The organism is Ottowia cancrivicina, assembly GCF_029813755.1.
In the GTDB taxonomy this organism is placed as follows: Bacteria; Pseudomonadota; Gammaproteobacteria; order Burkholderiales; family Burkholderiaceae_C; genus Ottowia; species Ottowia massiliensis.
The window spans coordinates 1-493 of the sequence record NZ_JARVII010000099.1 but is presented as its reverse complement, the minus strand read 5'-3'; the positions used below and the strand labels follow the sequence as shown (position 1 = coordinate 493).

Annotated in this window: 1 protein-coding gene; it reads right to left on the bottom strand. The window is 69.6% G+C overall.

Features of this window, described 5'->3' with window-relative positions; translation table 11 throughout:
* Positions 1-22 precede the first annotated feature (22 nt).
* The coding region (locus tag QB898_RS13215) for an ABC transporter permease (RefSeq protein WP_279525321.1) at positions 23-493 on the bottom strand (471 nt) is incomplete at its 5' end.

The following is a 493-nucleotide window of genomic DNA, read 5'->3' as shown; positions in this document are numbered from 1 at the left end:
GCGGGTGTGGACACGGGGGCCGTCATGCCAGCCCTTCCCGGCGCGCGCCCGCTTCGCGCCAGCGCTCGATTTCGCGCTTGACAGGCTCCAGCAGCAAATATTCCAGCGCCAGCAGCAACAGCACGACGGCGCCGATCCAGGCCAGGGTGGCGGGCATGTCGAGCTGGGCGCGGCTGGAGGCCAGGGCCGCGCCCACGCCGTCGGATGAAGCCAGCAGCTCGGCCATGACGACCACGCGCCAGGAGCTGCCCAGCGCCACGATCCAGGCCGGGAAGAGGTAGGAGATGACGTGGGGCAGGTAGATGTCGGTCACGCGCATGTGCCAGGGCAGGGCGAAAACTTGCGAGAGGTCGCGCCAGCGCTGCTCCAGCGTGCGCGCGCCCTGCATGCCGCCCGCGAAAACAACGGGAAAGCTGGCGATGAAGACGGTGAAAACGGGCGTGCCGTCGCCCGTGCCGAACCAGAGCATGGCCAGCACCAGCCAGGCGATGGG